The organism is Candidatus Microbacterium colombiense, from assembly GCA_029203165.1.
Lineage (GTDB): Bacteria > Actinomycetota > Actinomycetes > Actinomycetales > Microbacteriaceae > Microbacterium > Microbacterium colombiense.
Genome location: CP119308.1, coordinates 2,310,128 through 2,327,008 on the forward strand (window position 1 = coordinate 2,310,128; position 16,881 = coordinate 2,327,008).

Consider the following 16,881-nt stretch of genomic DNA (forward strand, 5'->3'; position numbering starts at 1 on the left):
CGTCGCCGGGAGGCAGGCGCTCAGGCGTCGATCGACTCGCGCGACAAGCGGTCCGAGGAGTCGATGATGAACTCGCGACGAGGCGCGACCTCGTTGCCCATCAGAAGCTCGAAGACGTGACCCGCAGCCTCGGCATCCTCCATGCGCACGCGACGGAGCAGACGCCCCGAGCGGTCCATCGTCGTGGATGCCAGCTGCTCGGCATCCATCTCACCCAGCCCCTTGTAGCGCTGGATCGGTTCGTGCCAGCGCTTGCCGGACTTGCGCAACTTCGCCAGGAGCGCGTGCATCTCCTGCTCGCTGTACGTGTAGATCGTCTCGTTCGGTTTGGAACCGGGATTCATGACGATCACACGGTGCAGCGGCGGGACCGCAGCGAACACGCGTCCGTCTTCGATCAGCGGGCGCATGTAACGGAAGAAGAGCGTGAGCAGCAACGTGCGGATGTGCGCGCCGTCGACGTCGGCGTCGCTCATCAGGATCACCTTGCCGTAGCGCGCGGCGTCGATGTCGAACGAGCGTCCGGAGCCGGCGCCGATGACCTGGATGATCGACGCGCACTCGGCGTTCGAGAGCATGTCGCCGATCGACGCCTTCTGCACGTTGAGGATCTTGCCTCGGATGGGCAGTAGGGCCTGGAACTCGCTGTTGCGGGCGTTCTTCGCCGTGCCGAGCGCGGAGTCGCCCTCGACGATGAACAGTTCGCTGCGGTCGACCTCGTTCGTACGACAGTCGACGAGCTTCGTCGGCAGAGTGGATGACTCGAGCGCATTCTTGCGACGCTGGGTCTCCTTGTGTGCCCGCGCCGAGACGCGGGCCTTCATCTCGGCGACGATCTTGTCGAGCAGCTGCGTGGCCTGGCTCTTGTCGTCGCGCTTCGTGGAGCTGAAACGCTCACCCAGATCCTTGCGGATCACCTGAGCGACGATCTGTCGGACCGCGGGAGTTCCGAGGATCTCCTTCGTCTGCCCCTCGAACTGCGGTTCCGGCACGTTCACCGTGAGCACCGCCGTAAGGCCGGCGAGGACATCGTCCTTCTCCAGCTTGTCGTTGCCCACCTTCAGCCGACGGGCGTTCTGCTCGACCTGCGCGCGCAGCACCTTCAGGAGCTCCTGCTCGAAGCCCTGCTGGTGCGTACCGCCCTTCGGCGTCGAGATGATGTTCACGAACGACCGGACGGTGGTGTCGTAGCCGGTGCCCCAGCGCAGGGCGATGTCGACGGCGCACACGCGCTCGACCTCGGTCGCAACCATGTGCCCATCGGCCTGCAGCACCGGGACGGTCTCCTTGAAGCGTCCCTCGCCCTGAATGCGCCAGCTGTCGGTCACCGGTGCATCGGTGGCGAGATAGTCGACGAACTCGGAGATGCCGCCCTCGTAGTGGTACGACGTCTCGTTCACCTCATCGGAACGAGCATCGCGGATGACGATCTCGAGCCCGGGAACCAGGAACGCCGTCTGCCGCGCACGGGTCTCGAGGTCGGCGAGCTGGAAGGCGGCATCCTTCGTGAAGATCTGCCGGTCTGCCCAGTAGCGCACGCGCGTGCCGGTGACGCCTCGCGATGTCTTGCCCACGACGCGCAGCTCGCTCTTGTCCTCGAACGGTGAGAACGTGACGTCGGGACGCTTCTCCCCGTCGTCTGCGAAGATGCCAGGCTCTCCACGATGGAACGACATCGCGTAGGTCTTGCCTCCGCGGTCGACCTCGACATCGAGTCGTTCCGACAGCGCGTTGACCACGGATGCTCCGACACCATGAAGTCCGCCGGATGCCGCGTAGGAGCCTCCGCCGAACTTGCCGCCGGCGTGCAGCTTGGTGAACACGACCTCGACGCCGGTGAGTCCCGTGCGAGGCTCCACATCGACGGGGATGCCTCGACCCCTGTCATGAACCTCGACGCTGCCATCGGCGTGCAGGATGATGTCGATCTTCGCCCCGTTGCCGTCGACGGCCTCGTCCACGGCGTTGTCGATGATCTCCCAGAGGCAGTGCATGAGCCCGGGCGATCCGTTGGACCCGATGTACATACCCGGTCGTTTGCGGACGGCTTCGAGTCCTTCGAGCACCTGGAGATGATGGGCGGAATACTCGGCGGTCACAATCTCCGAGTCTATTCGTGGGCGCCCGTGATGCCGTGCCGACACTCCCCGCGCAACCCCTATCGGCGACCAGCGCGTACGCGCTGAGCGAAACACGCCGTGATCCGGGCATGCCCCCAGCATCTGCGTGGTTGTATTGAGCACGCTCCACAGCGAACCCGACACCGAGGAGGCGCCGAGATGAATGCAACAACCGAACGTGAGACCTCTACCGTCGAGTTCCGTTTGACCGCAGCCGACCGTTGCGACTCCTGCGGTGCTCAGGCGTACATCGCCGCCGAGGTCAATGGCTCAGAGCTTCTGTTCTGCGCGCACCACGGCCGCAAGTATGAAGAGAAGCTCCGCACCATCGCGACCAGCTGGCACGACGAGACCGCGCGTCTGATCGACGCCGTCTGAGGGCTGATCCGCCGCGCGGATCCCCTCCGACGACGGGTCGTCGCCTCGATTCAGTCGACGACGACCCGTCGCACACGCGCGCTGAGCCGCGTGAGGACCTCTTCGCCCACCGTGTCGATGCGCTCTGCGAGAGTGGTGGCCGAGGACTCGCCCCGATGCCCCGCCCCGAAGACGCGAACCTCATCGCCGATCGCCATCCCGGCCCAGCCCTCGACGACAGTCGTCGTCGGGTCGATGCGGCGGACGACGCGAGCACCCACCGGGCTTCCCACGTCTGCCCCTGCGAGTGTCGAGGGGAGTCCGTCGAAGCTGCCGATCCCGATGACCGCATCGTCGCCCTGGATGTCGACCACCGACGCGACCAGGGTCGCGGCCGGACGGATTCCGTCGAGGTCAGGACCGTCGGCCGATCGGACGCCGTAGCAGAACGCACCGATCCGGGAGAGCGTGCCTCGCAGCTCCGGCCGCCACCACGAGGCGGCAGAAGCAGTCAGATGCAGCAGGACAGGCACATCACCGCTCCGGCCTGTCGCCTCGACCGCGTCGAGGAACACGCGCTGCGACAGATCATCTTCTGCATCGCTCGCCTCGGCGATGTGGCTCCAGACCCCGACGAGCTCCAGTGCTCCCGCGCGTTCAGCGCGGCGGGCCTCGGCGACGACGGCATCCCAGTCTTCGGGCAGCACACCGTTGCGGTGCAGCCCGGTATCGATCTTCAGGTGCACGCGCGCGACGATGCCCAGCGTTCCGGCGCGTTCGATGATCCGACGCAGATAATCCGCGGTCCCGGCGCCCAGGTCGACGTCATGCACGAGGGCGTTGTCGATCTCCGCATCCGTCGACGTGGCCCAGGCGAAGATGCGAACCGCCCCTCCGGCGATCCGGCGGACGTCGAGAGCGGTACTGACGTCGTAACTCCCGAACCACTCGACGCCGAGGCTTTCCGCGGTCTCGACCGCCCACGCCAGGCCATGGCCGTAAGCGTCGTCCTTCACCACGAGCATGAGCGCGGACGGTGCGATCCTGTCACGAACCGCGAGGATGTTGGTCCGGAGCGTCTGTGTGCTCAGGCGAAGCTCGGGCCGCATCACGCCTCCCACCCGCGAGATGCGTGAGAGCCGGCGACCGTGACGAGCTCGGCTTCCGACAGACCGGTGATCGACGCCCACCGCGCCAGGTTGCCTGCTGCCGCACCTCTGCCCCCGAAGAAGGTGATCTCCTCGCCCAGGGAGACCGGAGTGCCTTCGAGATCGATCACGCAGACGTCCATCGCGACACGACCGACGATGGGGCGGGCTGTCGTGGCCACCTCGACGCACGCCTGATTGCCCAGCGCACGCACGATCCCCTGCGCGTACCCTCCGGTCACCAGGGCGACAGAGGTATCAGCCGACGCGCGGTGCGTATAGCCGTAGGAGACGGCGTCACCGGCGCGGAGAGGCTTCGTAGAGAGCACATGGCCCACCAGACGCATGACCGGCGGAACACCCCCGCCAGACAATCCGTACAGCGCTGCCGGATCGATATCAGCCTTGCCCTCGACGGTCGCGGAGATGCCTTCCAGGGCGAGCGCGTCGACCTCACCGGGCGAGTCCACCAGCACGTGTCGAGCGCCCGCAACCGTGACCGCGTGGGCGACGGCGAGCACGCCATGCCCCCAGGCATCGCGTCGGAGATCGGCCACGCTACCGCCGCGCTGGACCGCCGCCGCCGCGGCTGACGCCAAGGCGGAGCGCGAGATCACCGCACGCGTTCGGGCACTGGAAGTCGCGTCAAACACGTTCTCCAGCCTAGCTTCGTCCGCTCAGGTTCTCCTCGACGCCCCCCGTAGACTGGGGAGAACCCCCAACCTTCGGAGCCCAATGTCACGTCTTTCCCTCGCGCCCCGCGTCCGCTACCTGATCGGACGCGCGCGGCGCATCGATGTCGGCTCGGTCGTCGAGCGCGCCAGAGAAGCCTCGGCGCAGCACCACAAGGCGGTGCCGTCGATCGTGGTCGACATGCTGTGGTCGGCGGCGCGGCACAACGTCGGCTTCCAGGACTACATCGACTATGACTTCGCGATGCTGACCCGCGCCGAGCGCGAGACCTACATGACCCATCCCGTGTCGAATCAGCTCTCCCAGCGGTACGACCACCCCGACTTCCGCTGGATCTTCCAGGACAAGGTCGAGTTCGACAAGCAGTTCTCCGAGCATCTGCACCGAGAATGGCTCGTCGTCGACGCGACGAACGCCGATGCCGTGCGTGAGTTCACACAGCGTCTCGGCACCATCGTCACGAAGGAGCCGGTCGGTCAGGCGGGAACCGGTGTGCACCGGTATCACGCTGCGGATGTGGAGGACTGGGACGACTTCCACCGCGGTCTCCTCGCACGCGGGGAGCTGCTGATCGAAGAGGTCATCCGGCAGCATGACGCCCTGGCAGCGGTCTGCCCCGGCACGGTGAACACGACCCGCATCACCGCGTTCTTCGATGGCGAGAAGGCACACATCCTCGCCATGGCGCAGAAGTTCGGCCGCGGCGCGGTGAGCGACCAGATGACGTTCGGCGGCTTCTATACGATGCTCGACGAGAACGGGCGGGCAGTCGGCTCCGGTTACGACTCACACGGCCACGTGCACGAGAACCACCCGGATACCGGATTCCCGATCGCCGAGTTCCAGCTGCCGTACATGGACGAGGTGCGAGCGTTCATCGACCAGGTGGCGCGCGTGGTGCCGCAGGTGCAGTACGTCGGTTGGGATGTCGTGGTCTCCCCCGACGGCCCCGTGCTCGTCGAGGGCAACTGGGGTGCCGGCGTCTACGAGAACAAGCCCAGTGTCACCGGCATCCGCACCGGTCACAAGCCCCGCTACCGCGAGGTCATCGGCTTCTGAGTCATACGAAGAAGGCCCCGGATGCCGAGCATCCGGGGCCTTCTTCGTGTCTACAGCGCGGGTCAGACCGCCCGAACGATGCCGAGCGGAGTGGACTCGAGTCCCTGGCCGAGCGGGTTGTCGCCGAGGATGCGGATGAGGCGGCGCTCGCCGTCCTTGTCGAGCGTCGATCCGAGGATGTTGCCGCCGAGGTCGTTGATGTCTACGACCGCCACCTCAGCCTGGCCGCCGATCAGCTTCTTCACACGTGCGGCGACCCCGTCGGGGTCCTTCGGACCGAGCACGACCGCCTCGTTGTACGGCGGGATCGTGTGCTTCGTCGGCCCGTCGATCGCGCGAGCCTTGTCGCCGGCGATGCGGTAGAAGTCTCCCCGCCGACCGAAAGCCTTGGTCACCGCCGCGACAGCGGACGCGAACAGGATGCGCGGCGTGCCGCACTCCCGCAGCGCCATCTCCATGGTCTCCGGCATGCCGAGCCCGATGCCGTACGGCGTGCGGGTGACGTACTTGGAGAGGAACAGAGCGAGCTTGCGCGGCTTGATCTCATCGAGGCGGTACGACCGCCCCTGCGTGATCGCGACGATCTTCTCGGTGACGAACAGCAGGTCGCCCGGCTGCACGGAGTCCTTGGCGTACTCCGTGATGATCGCGTCGATGTCATCGTTCGGCATCACGACGCGGGTGCGCAGCGGGATACGCGCGTAGTTCTTGCCGTCGACGCTCGTCTCGAGCGCCTTGCCCTCGTTCGCCTGCATCACTCGAGGTAGTCCCGCAGCGACTGCGAGCGGCTCGGGTGGCGAAGCTTCGCCATCGTCTTGGACTCGATCTGGCGGATGCGCTCACGCGTCACACCGAACGTGTCACCGATCTGGTCGAGCGTCTTCGGCTGACCGTCGCCCAGGCCGAAGCGCATGCGGATCACACCGGCCTCGCGCTCGGAGAGCGAGTCGAGGAGCTGCTCGAGCTGACGCTGGAGCATCGTGAAGCCGACGGCGTCGGCAGGGACCACGGCCTCGGTGTCCTCGATGAGGTCACCGAACTCACTGTCTCCGTCTTCACCGAGCGGGGTGTGCAGAGAGATCGGTTCGCGACCGTACTTCTGCACCTCGACGACCTTCTCAGGCGTCATGTCGAGTTCACGGCTGAGCTCTTCCGGGGTGGGTTCGCGACCGAGGTCCTGCAGCATCTGCCGCTGGACGCGGGCGAGCTTGTTGATGACCTCGACCATGTGCACCGGGATGCGGATGGTACGGGCCTGATCGGCCATGGCGCGGGTGATCGCCTGACGGATCCACCACGTCGCGTAGGTGGAGAACTTGAATCCCTTGGTGTAGTCGAACTTCTCGACCGCACGGATGAGACCCAGGTTTCCCTCCTGGATGAGGTCGAGGAACTGCATTCCACGACCGGTGTAGCGCTTCGCGAGCGAGACGACGAGTCGGAGGTTCGCGCCGAGCAGGTGGCTCTTCGCGCGCTGACCGTCACGGGCGACCCACTGCAGGTCGAGACCCAGCTGGCCGGCCTTCTCGGCGGCCGTCATGGTCGAGAGCTTCTCCTCGGCGAAGAGTCCGGCCTCGATGCGCATCGCGAGCTCGACCTCTTCGGCCGCGTTGAGCAGAGCGACCTTGCCGATCTGCTTCAGGTAGTCCTTGACCGGGTCAGCCGTCGCGCCGGTGATCTGCGTCGAGTAGACGGGAACGTCATCCTCGTCGCTGGAACTGATGACGATCGCGCCCGTGGGCAGCGGCTCGGTGAACTTCGGCTTGCTGTCGTCGTCTTCTTCATCGACGTCGGCAGCACCGGCGGCGGGAACCTCGTCGTCTTCGACGATGTCGTCGGCCTTCTTCTTCTTCGCCGGAGCACGCTTCGCGGCTGCGCGCTTCGCTGCGCTCAGAGGCGCGGGCTTCTCAGCTGCTTCCTTCGTCTCGACCGGAACCTCGGTCGCGGTCTCGTCAGCGGCCTTCTTCGTCGTCCGGGATTTGTTTGTCGTGGCAGGAGTCACGTTTCGCCTTTCACGGGGCTGCGGACCGCCCCGGGACATTTCGGACACTAGTAAGACCCTTGTCAAGTCCGATCCCCAGAAGGGATCGATTGACAACGGGTCAGGGTCCTAGTATCGCACACGTGTGGCGATGCAGACGCATTCCCGCGAAGTTCGCCGAAATACTGCTCACCCCCGACCGGGTTTGTCCTCATCCCCCGATGGACGGGACGCGAGGTAGCGCTCGAGCTCGGCGGCGAGCTCGTCGGCGCTCGGGATGTCCCGTTCGCTGAATCCGCCGTCGTCGTAGGTTCCGTCGTCGGGATCACGACCCGCCATGTAGGCGTCGTAGCGACGTTCGAGGTTGTGCACCATCTGCTGCAGCTCCTCGTTGCCGAGGACCTGCTCATCGATACGCCCGAGATAGTCGTCGCGACGCTCCTGGACGGCGTCGAGTACGAGGACGAGCCCTGTCGATGCCATCAGTCGCTCGGCCGCCGTGATGACCGCGTCGGGGTTCTCGGTCTCCGCGAGATAGTGAGGAACGAGAAGGACGAATCCGACCGCACGATCTCCACGCTCGGCGAACCGGAACTCGAGAAGGTGTCCGGCCGTGGCCGGCACCTGCGTGCGAGGACGCCACACCGAATGCGCCACATTCAACTCACGACGGTTGCCACTGACAGTGGTCCCGATCGGACGCGTGTGGGGAACGGGCATCGCGATCGAGTGGACCCAGTTGAGACCCGTGACCTCGTACTCGGCGGCCAGATCGAGAACCACCTGCGCGAACGCGTTCCAGGCGAAGTCCGGCTCGTAGCCGGCGAGCAGGAGGAAGGGCTGGCCGAGAGCGTCGGTCGCCAGCGAGAGCTCCAGTCGCTGCGGCCGGAACTCGGTCAGGTGATCCTGATCGAAGGAGATCACCGGACGCCGGGCGCGGTAGTCGAGCAGCATGTCGTTGTCGAACACGACCACCGGCTGCGGAGACGTGGTCTCCCGCAGGTGGTCGATCAGACCGGATACGGCACTGCCCGCATCGGTGAAGCCGGTCAGGAGCGCCACCAGAGGCAGACCGCGCGGCACCACCGGTGCGTTCGCAACACGTTCATGGATCTCTCCGGAGAAGGGCATGAGTCCATGCTACGAGGCCGCCTCCCCGCAAGGGTTGGGCTCATCATGCTGAGAGCGAACACGCGGACTGCCCGGTCGCGCGCCCCGTCAACGGTGATCCGTAGGATGGAGACATGACGCTTCCCGTGCTCTCGCACACAGACGACCAGTTCCCCGGAAGCGCTGCCGATGCTGCAGTGCTCGTCGTCCCGGACCTCTCCAAGTACTCGTCCGCGCTGGACGGCCATCCCGGTCTCGCCGACATCCTCACGGGGATCGGATTCACCGGAGCGGCTTCGGCATTCGTGCGCGTCCACGCACCTGACATCTCTTCGGTACCGTTCGCGGTCGTCGGAACGGGCGCGAACGCGTCGTCGTCATCGGTGCGCAACGCCGTGGGCGCCGCCCTGCGGGTGTTCACGGGATACGAGACCATCGCGGTGGCTCTCGCCCCGGGTCTGGAGGACTTCGCGACCGCCGCCGCAGAAGGTGCCGTCCTCGGCGGGCACCGCTTCGAGGGCTACCGGAGCGACAAGGGCAAGGCCCGTGCGTCCCGGGTCGTCCTCCACACGAGTGTCGACGACGACGCTCTGACCCGTGCACAGGCGATCGGTGACGCCGTCGCCCTCGTCAAGGATCTCGTGCACGTGCCTGCCGAATGGCAGAGTCCGGCACAGCTCGCGCAGAGCGCGGCAGACAGCGTCGCAGACCTCGACGTCACGGTGGAGATCCTCGACGAGGTCGCGCTGGAAGAGCAGGGCTTCGGGGGAATCATCGGCGTCGGACAGGGGTCGGATCGCCCGCCACGTCTCGTGCGACTCGACTACGCTCCCGCCGACGCCACGCGCCATATCGCCCTGGTCGGCAAGGGCATCACCTTCGACACCGGCGGACTCTCCTTGAAGCCGGCAGCATCGATGGTGGGGATGAAGTTCGACATGGCCGGCGCAGCGACCAGCCTCGCGGCTCTCCGTGCGATCGCGACGCTCGGGTTACCGGTTCGGGTGACGGCCTGGCTCTGCATCGCCGACAACATGCCCTCCGGTCGCGCGACGCGACCCGGCGACGTCCTGCGCATGCTCGACGGCACCACGGTGGAGGTGCTCAACACGGATGCCGAAGGCCGTCTGGTCATGGGCGACGGACTCGTGGCGGCCAGTCGCGAGCACCCCGACGTGATCATCGACGTCGCGACTCTGACCGGTGCGATCATCCTCGCCCTCGGGCACCGCCACACCGGCGTCATGGGCGACGACGCCACAGTTTCCGCGTTTCTCGCCGCGGCGGAATCCGTCGACGAGCCGGCCTGGCACATGCCGCTGCCCGAATACATGGAAGACACCCTCGACTCGCCGATCGCCGATCTGATCAATGCGAACATGGGCGACCGTGCCGGCGGAGCATCCTTCGCCGGTCTGTTCCTGCGACGTTTCGTCGGCCGGGTGTCCGACGCGGACGATGCCCCGCGCATCCCCTGGGTGCATCTCGACATCGCCGGCTCCGGCGAGCACGGGAGCTCCCCCTACGGTTTCACTGAGAAGGGCCCGACCGGCGCGATGGTGCGATCGATCGTCGCCTTCGCAGACGCATCCCATACGGAGGCATGACCATGACCACGCACACCTTCGACATCGTCGTTCTCGGCGGCGGTAGTGGCGGCTACGCGGCCGCACTCCGGGCCAGTGAGCTCGGCAAGACCGTCGCACTCGTCGAGAAGGACAAGGTCGGCGGAACCTGCCTCCATCGCGGATGCATCCCGACGAAGGCACTCCTGCATGCGGCGGAAGTCGCCGAGCACGTGCGAGATGCAGCGTCCGTCGGGATCACGGCCACGCTGGAGGGCATCGACCCTGCGGGTGTACGCGCCTACCGCGAAGGCATCGTCGCGAAGAAGTTCAAGGGCCTCGAGGGCCTGGTCAAGGCTCGCGGCATCACGACCGTGGCCGGGACGGGCCGCTTGAACGCGGACCGCACTGTGAGCGTCGGCGATGACATCTACGCGGGAACCGACGTCGTCCTCGCCACGGGTTCGTACAGCCGCACGCTGCCCGGGCTCGAGATCGGCGGACGCATCATCACGAGCGAGCATGCTCTCGCGCTCGATGTGATCCCGGACCGTGTGCTGATCCTCGGCGGCGGCGTGATCGGCGTCGAATTCGCCAGCGTCTGGCGCTCGTTCGGCTCCGAGGTCACGATCATCGAAGCACTGCCTCACCTTGTTCCCAATGAGGACATCGCGCTCAGCAAAGGCCTGGAGCGTGCCTTCCGCCGACGAGGTATCCAGTACTCCCTCGGCGTGCGTTATCAGAGCGCGGTTCAGGACGAGTCCTCCGTGACCGTCACGCTCGAGGACGGCAAGGAGTTCAGCGCCGACTACCTGCTCGTCGCCGTCGGCCGCGGCCCCGTCACCGCCGACCTCGGCTTCGAGGAAGCAGGAGTCACCCTCGACCGTGGTTTCGTGACCGTCGACCAGGACCTGCGCACCGGCGTGCCGGGCCTGTGGGCCGTCGGCGACATCGTGCCGGGTCTGCAGCTCGCGCACCGGGGATTCCAGCAGGGCATCGCCGTGGCGGAGCGGATCGCGGGCCTCAGCCCCACGAACATCCCTGACCTGCAGATCCCCAAGGTCACCTACTCCAGCCCGGAGGTCGCCTCTGTCGGTGTCACCGAGGCAGCGGCGATCGCCGATCACGGCGCGGACGCGGTCGTCGCATACGAGTACAACCTCGCGGGCAACGGCAAGAGCGAGATCATCGGGACCGGCGGGCTCGTGAAGGTCGTGCGCCTCAAGGACGGCCCCGTCATCGGTGTCCATCTCCTCGGCGACCGCGTCGGAGAGCTGATCACGGAGGGACAGCTCGCCGTCGCCTGGGAAGCTCATCCCGAGGACATCGCGCCTCTCATCCATGCGCACCCCACACAGAGCGAGGCGCTGGGCGAAGCCTTCCTCGCCCTCGCGGGGAAGCCACTGCACGCCCTCTGAGCACCAACCGGTGCCCGAGTCACTAAGCTAGACAAGCGTCAACAACACTTCTTGAAGGAGACTTCGTCATGAGCACATCCGTGATCCTCCCCCCTCTCGGTGAGAGCGTCACAGAGGGTACGGTCACCCGCTGGCTCAAGCAGGTGGGAGACACCGTGCAGGCAGACGAGGGTCTGCTGGAGATCTCGACCGACAAGGTCGACACCGAGATCCCCTCCCCCGTCACCGGCGTGATCGAAGAGATCCTCGTGGCGGAAGACGAGACGGTCGAGGTCGGCGCACTGCTGGCTCGCATCGGCGATGGCAGCGCTCCGGCACCGGAGGCTGACGCCCCGGCTGCCGCCGAGCCCGCCGCCGAAGCGGCACCGGTTGCAGAGGCCGCGCCCGCTGCTGAGCCCGCTCCTGCCGCCGAGGCTCCCGCCGCAGAGGCGCCTGCCACCGAGGCCGCTCCCGCCGGGGACGCGACCGACATCGTTCTGCCCGAGCTGGGCGAGAGCGTCACCGAAGGCACGGTCACCCGCTGGCTCAAGCAGGTCGGCGACACGGTCGCCGTCGATGAGGCACTGCTGGAGATCTCGACCGACAAGGTCGACACCGAGATCCCGTCGCCCATCGCCGGTGTTCTGCAGGAGATCGTCGCTGCGGAAGACGAGACGGTCGCCGTCGGCGCCGTGCTGGCCCGCGTCGGCTCGGGAGCAGCAGCTGCTGCTCCGGCTCCTGCAGCCTCGGGTCCCGCTGCTGCCCCGGCTCCCGCCGCAACTCCGGCACCGACCGCTGCCCCGGCTCCCGCCGCAGCTCCGGCGCCGGCCGCGGCACCCGCACCGGCTGCTGCACCCGCACCGGCTGCTGCTCCGGCACCCGCCGCCGCACCGTTGGCGCTGCCGACGGACAACGACAACGTGTACGTCACGCCGCTGGTGCGTCGTCTCGCTTCGCAGCAGGGTGTCGACCTCGCGTCCGTGACGGGCACGGGTGTCGGCGGACGCATCCGCAAGGAAGACGTGCTCAAGGCAGCGGAGACCGCCGCCGCCCCGGCCGCGACAGCACCCGCAGCTGCCGCACCGGCTCCCCTCGAGGTCTCTCCGCTGCGCGGTACGACCCAGCCGATGTCGCGCCTGCGCAAGGTGCTCGCCGAGCGCGCGGTCGCCTCGATGCAGCAGACCGCTCAGCTCACGACGGTCGTCGAGGTCGATGTCACGGCGCTCGCGGACTACCGCGACAGCGTGAAGGCGTCGTTCTTGGAGAAGACGGGCGACAAGCTGTCGTTCCTCCCGTTCTTCGCGCTGGCGACCGCCGAGGCGCTTCAGGCGTTCCCGATCGTCAACGCCACCGTCAAGGACGACCAGATCGTCTACCCGGCCAGCGAGAACGTGTCGATCGCGGTCGACACCGAGCGAGGCCTGCTCACTCCGGTGCTCCGCGACGCCGCATCGAAGAACATCGCCGCGATCGCGCACGAGATCGCCGACCTCGCCGCTCGTACGCGCGACAACAAGCTGAAGCCGGATGAGCTCGCCGGGGGAACCTTCACGCTGACCAACACCGGTTCGCGTGGAGCGCTGTTCGACACGCCCGTCGTGTTCCTCCCCCAGTCCGCGATCCTCGGCACGGGTACCGTCGTCAAGCGCCCCGGCCTGGTCAAGGTCGGCGGCTCCGACGCGATCGCAATCCGTTCGTACGTCTACCTCGCCCTGTCGTACGACCACCGCATCATCGATGGTGCAGACGCCGCGCGCTTCCTCGGCGCGGTCAAGGCACGTCTCGAGGCGGCACAGTTCGCTTCGCAGCTCGGCGCCTGACGCGAATCATCCTGGCTGGTCCGCGACGTCATAGACGTCGCGGACCAGCCATTCTTCGTGGCTCATCACCAGCACGATCATCCTGTCGCCACTAGACGCCTCCGACGCGCCCTCCGCGCCCTCGCCTGTCTCCGCATCCGGTGACGAGGCCCCGGCACCCGCGGTCATCCGGATGACCGCCAGATCGCCGTACTGGTCCACGAGCGCCAGAGCGACTTCCTCCGGTGAATAGCCGGCAAGAGATTCGACCACCTCGGACTGCCCGGCGGTGACCGCATCGGCGCACACCGAATCACCCGCCTCCGCGCACCTCGCGATGACGCCGAGCAACCGTGCCGCCGCTTCGTCGGGCGAGTCGACACCCCCATCGGCATTCTCCTGCTGCTCACGGTCATCATCAACGTCCGTCGTCGCTTCAACGCCCTCCGCGCGCCCCACAGGCGTGGTTCCTGTCGGCACCGGGGTCTGAGAATTCGACACCTCACTCGTCGCTCCGCTCGGCCACAACAGACCGGCCGCGACCACGACCCCGGCGACTCCTGCGCCCACCATGATCGCGCGACGACGATGAGGTGGCGAGACGCGTCCGGTCCCTCTCCGCACCGACCGCGCCCCCGGCAATCGAGCCGCTGATGGTTTCACCGATCGTGATCCGATTACCCCCGCGACGGCGACGATACGCCTGCGCACCGCGGTGACGATCGCGAGCGCCTGATCTGCCACGAGGGACACGGTGGAGGGACTCGTGGCGTTCTCCGTGCGCAGGGAACGTCGCCCCGGTACGGGGGTGGACTCCCGCCGCACGACCACACGCGGAAGTGGTTCTGCCCCCTCGACCACGCCGACCTCGCGCTGCAACGCACGGGGCGACGCCAGCTCGAGAAGCTCCGCCTCCCACTTCTCGAGCAACAAGGCAGGCACACGTCGCTGCCCCAGACTCCGATCCAGTCCCGCCGTGACTGCGAGGAGAAGGCGCCCCAGCGCCTTGTCCTCGCAGCCCTCCTCCAGCTGGGTGACGAGCTGCGCGACTCCCCCGCGCGCTTCCTCTCCCGATCCGATCACGAAGATCGGCTTCCCCGCATCCGTCAACCACCACACGCCCGTGACCGCGCCCTCCACTGTGCTTCCGAGCTCCTCCAGCGCCCGGAGCAGGCTCACCAGGAGTGTGCAGCATTCCCCGGATGACAGCCGTGACCCCACCGATTCGCGACGCGAGAGGAAGGTCGACACCCGTTCCGTACACCAGGGCAGAAGCAGATCGTGCCCCTCTGCCCGGCGCACGAAGTCGAGTGGAGCCGCCACATGCTCCGAGCCTCCGAAACGCCACCCCTCCCAGCCGGCCCAGTGCGCGGCATCGACCTGCACCGCCACACCGGCTCCGTGCACGACGAGAGTTCCGCCGAACGGCCCGTCTGATGAGTCGACGATCCGAATCACCCGATGCGCCCCCGGCGCGATCGTCGTGCTGCGTGTTTCGGCCGTCGCTGTCATGTCTCCCATCTGACCCCAGGAGGCTCGGCCGCAGGGGCGATTCGAGGCGATGTGGACGGAAGCAGTGCTTTCTCGCACCGGTGCAGGAGAAGTCGTCACCGCAGTGCGATCCCGAGCTCTCCGCTTCACGCGAACGCAGTCAACACGACGCTCCGGACTCGGTAGGCTGGTGCGCATGGCAAAGCGTGCTCCCGAACCCGAAAAGCGTCCTGGGTTCTTCTCCCAGATCAAGTCCCTCTTCCGGTTCACCCGTGAGGCCTACTCGTGGCTGCCCTGGGCGCAGGTCGGCATTCTCATCGGCGGCATCCTGCTCGGCCTGATCGCCGGCTACTTGATCCCTCCGTTCCAGATCTGGACGCTCGTCCTCTGGGGCGTGAGCGGACTCATGTTCGGTGTCCTCGGCGCGATGTTCCTCATGACCCGCCTGTCGACCTCGGCGATGTACACCAAGATCGACGGGATGCCCGGGGCGACGGGGCATGTGCTCAGCACCAGCCTCGGACGACGCTGGCAGGCCTCGGAGACGCCGGTCGGCATCAACCCCAAGACCCAGGAGGCCGTGTACCGCACGGTCGGCCGCGGCGGCGTCGTCATCGTCGGCGAAGGCGCCCGCGGTCGCCTGACTCGCCTTGTCAACGAGGAGCGCAGCAAGGTGCAGCGCGTGGCCAACGGTGTGCCGGTGACGGTGCTGTACGTCGGTCACGGCGACGACGAGGTCACGATCTCCGACCTCGCCAAGACCATCAAGAAGCTGCCGAAGGCGGTGGACAAGGCGACGATGGGTGCCGTCATCCGCCGCATCGAATCCGTCTCGCAGTCGCTGTCGTCGCTGCCCATCCCCAAGGGGATCGACCCGACGAAGGTTCGGGCGCAGCGTCCTCGCTGATCGAGCCGCTCTACGACGAAAGCGCGGCCGGCCTCTCCCGAGGTGCGGCCGCGCTTTCGTCTGTCACTCCGACATCGGCTGCTTGGGCAGCCTGCGCACCTTCGCCCTGCGACGCCGACGCTCCGGGACCATCGATCGCATCTCATCCAGCTTGCCGAAGCAGAAGAGCCGGTCGTCGGCCTCGAGGACGACGTGCTTGCGGGGGTTCGGGATGACACTCACCCCACGGTGCAGCGTGAGGACGGTGATGTCGCGCTCCCAGAGGCCCGCCTCCCCCAGTGTCTTGCCGACGAGGTCCACAGCACCGTGCACCATGAGCTCGGCGACGCCGTATCCGGTCGACACGGTGAGGCGCTGACGGACGTCGATCTCGGGGAATGCGACCTGACCCGCGATGTAGTCGATGATCGCGCCGGCGACGTCGAGCTTCGTGGCGGTCTCGATGCCCTGGAGCCCCGGAGAGGAGTTCACCTCCATGACCAGTGGACCGTCGTCGCCCTCGAGCATGTCGACACCGGCGACGCGGAGTCCCATGATCTGCGCGGATCGGACGGCCGCGCGCTCGTAGATCGGGTCGAGCTCGACGGCTTCGACCGAGCCGCCGCGGTGCACGTTGGAGCGGAACTCGTCGCCGGCAGCGGAACGGCGCATCGCGGCCACCACGCGGTCTCCGACGACCAGGGCGCGGATGTCGCGCCCACGGCTCTCGGAGATGAACTTCTGGATCAGCACGTTCTGCTTGGTCGAGTGGAGGGTCTCGATGATGGCCTCGGCCACCTTCACCTGCGGCGCCAGGATCACACCGATGCCCTGGGTACCCTCGAGGAGCTTGATGACGACCGGCGCACCACCCACGCGCTCGATCGCCGGGCGCACGTCGGCGCGGTTGCGGACGAACGCCGTCGGCGGCATCGCGATGTTGTGCCGGGAGAGGATCTGGTTCGCGCGGAGCTTGTCGCGCGCACTGGAGATTCCGTTCGCCGTGTTCGGCGTGTAGACGTCCATCTGCTCGAACTGGCGCACGACAGCGGTGCCGAAGTACGTGATCGAGTTGCCGATCCGCGGGAGGATGGCGTCATAGTCGCTGAGCTGCCGCCCACGGTAATGGAGGTCCGGCTCATCGGCTGTGAGGTCGATGGCGAACCGCAACGTGTTCAGCACCTTGACGTTGTGGCCGCGCTGCAGCGCCGCCGCCCGCAGTCGTTGGGTGGAGTACGCCTGAGGCGCACGGGAGAGCACTGCGATCTTCACGGA

Annotated in this window: 14 protein-coding genes; 6 read left to right on the forward strand and 8 right to left on the reverse strand. The window is 67.1% G+C overall.

Annotated elements, in window-relative coordinates:
• Positions 1–20 precede the first annotated feature (20 nt).
• Positions 21–2,099, reverse strand: coding sequence for a DNA topoisomerase IV subunit B (locus tag P0Y60_11155; GenBank protein ID WEK59906.1), 2,079 nt, complete (start codon positions 2,097–2,099; stop codon positions 21–23).
• 180 nt (positions 2,100–2,279) lie between these two features.
• Between P0Y60_11155 and P0Y60_11160 the strand changes: the two genes are divergently transcribed.
• Positions 2,280–2,498: a hypothetical protein gene (locus tag P0Y60_11160; protein WEK59907.1), complete on the forward strand. Its 219-nt coding sequence runs from the start codon at positions 2,280–2,282 to the stop codon at positions 2,496–2,498.
• Positions 2,499–2,548: 50 nt separating this feature from the next.
• On the opposite strand, the gene P0Y60_11165 is transcribed toward P0Y60_11160, so the two are convergent.
• Both P0Y60_11165 and P0Y60_11170 read right to left on the reverse strand, forming a co-directional pair.
• Positions 2,549–3,586: an alanine racemase gene (locus tag P0Y60_11165; protein ID WEK59908.1), complete on the reverse strand. Its 1,038-nt coding sequence runs from the start codon at positions 3,584–3,586 to the stop codon at positions 2,549–2,551.
• Complete coding sequence (locus tag P0Y60_11170) at positions 3,586–4,182, reverse strand: alanine racemase C-terminal domain-containing protein (protein WEK59909.1); 597 nt, start codon at positions 4,180–4,182, stop codon at positions 3,586–3,588. Before P0Y60_11170 ends, P0Y60_11165 begins: the two co-directional genes overlap by 1 nt.
• Positions 4,183–4,360: 178 nt before the next feature.
• Between P0Y60_11170 and P0Y60_11175 the strand changes: the two genes are divergently transcribed.
• Positions 4,361–5,377: a sugar-transfer associated ATP-grasp domain-containing protein gene (locus P0Y60_11175; protein ID WEK59910.1), complete on the forward strand. Its 1,017-nt coding sequence runs from the start codon at positions 4,361–4,363 to the stop codon at positions 5,375–5,377.
• A gap of 62 nt (positions 5,378–5,439) precedes the next feature.
• On the opposite strand, the gene P0Y60_11180 is transcribed toward P0Y60_11175, so the two are convergent.
• From P0Y60_11180 to P0Y60_11190, 3 genes are all read right to left on the reverse strand, one after another.
• Positions 5,440–6,132 carry a coenzyme F420-0:L-glutamate ligase gene (locus tag P0Y60_11180; GenBank protein WEK59911.1) on the reverse strand — a complete coding sequence of 231 codons (693 nt, stop codon included), beginning with the start codon at positions 6,130–6,132 and terminating at the stop codon, positions 5,440–5,442.
• On the reverse strand, positions 6,132–7,379 hold the full coding sequence (locus tag P0Y60_11185; GenBank protein WEK59912.1) for an RNA polymerase sigma factor: 1,248 nt from the start codon (positions 7,377–7,379) through the stop codon (positions 6,132–6,134). The genes P0Y60_11180 and P0Y60_11185 overlap by 1 nt, the downstream gene beginning before the upstream one ends.
• 168 nt (positions 7,380–7,547) lie before the next feature.
• Complete coding sequence (locus P0Y60_11190) at positions 7,548–8,489, reverse strand: PAC2 family protein (GenBank protein ID WEK59913.1); 942 nt, start codon at positions 8,487–8,489, stop codon at positions 7,548–7,550.
• 113 nt (positions 8,490–8,602) lie between these two features.
• On the opposite strand from P0Y60_11190, the gene P0Y60_11195 reads away from it, so the two are divergent.
• The 3 genes from P0Y60_11195 to sucB all read left to right on the forward strand — a co-directional run bounded on the left by P0Y60_11195 (position 8,603) and on the right by sucB (position 13,250).
• Positions 8,603–10,075, forward strand: a complete 1,473-nt coding sequence (locus P0Y60_11195; GenBank protein WEK59914.1) for a leucyl aminopeptidase — start codon at positions 8,603–8,605, stop codon at positions 10,073–10,075.
• A 2-nt stretch (positions 10,076–10,077) separates the two neighbouring features.
• The gene (gene lpdA, locus P0Y60_11200) at positions 10,078–11,451 is read left to right on the forward strand and encodes a dihydrolipoyl dehydrogenase (GenBank protein WEK59915.1); all 1,374 of its coding nucleotides are present in this window, start codon (positions 10,078–10,080) and stop codon (positions 11,449–11,451) included.
• 68 nt (positions 11,452–11,519) lie between these two features.
• Complete coding sequence (gene sucB / locus P0Y60_11205; protein ID WEK59916.1) at positions 11,520–13,250, forward strand: 2-oxoglutarate dehydrogenase, E2 component, dihydrolipoamide succinyltransferase; 1,731 nt, start codon at positions 11,520–11,522, stop codon at positions 13,248–13,250.
• 6 nt (positions 13,251–13,256) lie between these two features.
• Here the strand turns inward: sucB and P0Y60_11210 are convergent, their stop codons facing one another.
• A complete protein-coding gene (locus tag P0Y60_11210; protein ID WEK59917.1) occupies positions 13,257–14,741 on the reverse strand; it encodes a hypothetical protein in 1,485 nt (494 codons plus the stop codon).
• Positions 14,742–14,916: 175 nt separating this feature from the next.
• Between P0Y60_11210 and P0Y60_11215 the strand changes: the two genes are divergently transcribed.
• Positions 14,917–15,627 (forward strand): DUF4191 family protein, encoded by a 711-nt coding sequence (locus tag P0Y60_11215; GenBank protein WEK59918.1) that lies wholly within the window; start codon positions 14,917–14,919, stop codon positions 15,625–15,627.
• A 63-nt stretch (positions 15,628–15,690) separates the two neighbouring features.
• Here the strand turns inward: P0Y60_11215 and P0Y60_11220 are convergent, their stop codons facing one another.
• Complete coding sequence (locus tag P0Y60_11220; protein ID WEK59919.1) at positions 15,691–16,878, reverse strand: RimK family alpha-L-glutamate ligase; 1,188 nt, start codon at positions 16,876–16,878, stop codon at positions 15,691–15,693.
• Between the last annotated feature and the right edge of the window lie 3 nt (positions 16,879–16,881).